This is a genomic window from Corynebacterium sp. HMSC056F09, from assembly GCF_001815785.1.
GTDB classification, from domain to species: domain Bacteria; phylum Actinomycetota; class Actinomycetes; order Mycobacteriales; family Mycobacteriaceae; genus Corynebacterium; species Corynebacterium hiratae.
Genome location: NZ_KV821935.1, coordinates 1 through 1,072, shown reverse-complemented (window position 1 = coordinate 1,072; position 1,072 = coordinate 1). Strand labels below are relative to the sequence as shown.

The window sequence follows — 1,072 nt, the reverse complement described above, 5'->3', positions numbered from 1 at the left end:
GTGACGGTACCTGTATAAGAAGCACCGGCTAACTACGTGCCAGCAGCCGCGGTAATACGTAGGGTGCGAGCGTTGTCCGGAATTACTGGGCGTAAAGAGCTCGTAGGTGGTTTGTCGCGTCGTCTGTGAAATTCCGGGGCTTAACTTCGGGCGTGCAGGCGATACGGGCATAACTTGAGTGCTGTAGGGGAGACTGGAATTCCTGGTGTAGCGGTGAAATGCGCAGATATCAGGAGGAACACCGATGGCGAAGGCAGGTCTCTGGGCAGTTACTGACGCTGAGGAGCGAAAGCATGGGTAGCAAACAGGATTAGATACCCTGGTAGTCCATGCCGTAAACGGTGGGCGCTAGGTGTAGGGGGCTTCCACGTCTTCTGTGCCGTAGCTAACGCATTAAGCGCCCCGCCTGGGGAGTACGGCCGCAAGGCTAAAACTCAAAGGAATTGACGGGGGCCCGCACAAGCGGCGGAGCATGTGGATTAATTCGATGCAACGCGAAGAACCTTACCTGGGCTTGACATACACTAGATTGCTGCAGAGATGTAGTGTCCCTTGTGGCTGGTGTACAGGTGGTGCATGGTTGTCGTCAGCTCGTGTCGTGAGATGTTGGGTTAAGTCCCGCAACGAGCGCAACCCTTGTCTTATGTTGCCAGCATTTGGTTGGGGACTCATGAGAGACTGCCGGGGTTAACTCGGAGGAAGGTGGGGATGACGTCAAATCATCATGCCCCTTATGTCCAGGGCTTCACACATGCTACAATGGTCGGTACAACGCGCAGCGACACTGTGAGGTGGAGCGAATCGCTGAAAGCCGGCCTTAGTTCGGATTGGGGTCTGCAACTCGACCCCATGAAGTCGGAGTCGCTAGTAATCGCAGATCAGCAACGCTGCGGTGAATACGTTCCCGGGCCTTGTACACACCGCCCGTCACGTCATGAAAGTTGGTAACACCCGAAGCCAGTGGCCTAAACTTGTTAGGGAGCTGTCGAAGGTGGGATCGGCGATTGGGACGAAGTCGTAACAAGGTACCCGTACCGGAAGGTGCGGGTGGATCACCTCCTTTCTAAGGAGC

Annotated in this window: 1 rRNA gene; it reads left to right on the top strand. The window is 55.6% G+C overall.

From position 1 onward, the window contains the following. Window positions 1-1,063: ribosomal RNA gene (locus HMPREF3056_RS07105) — 16S ribosomal RNA — on the top strand; the annotation flags it as partial. Window positions 1,064-1,072 lie beyond the last annotated feature (9 nt).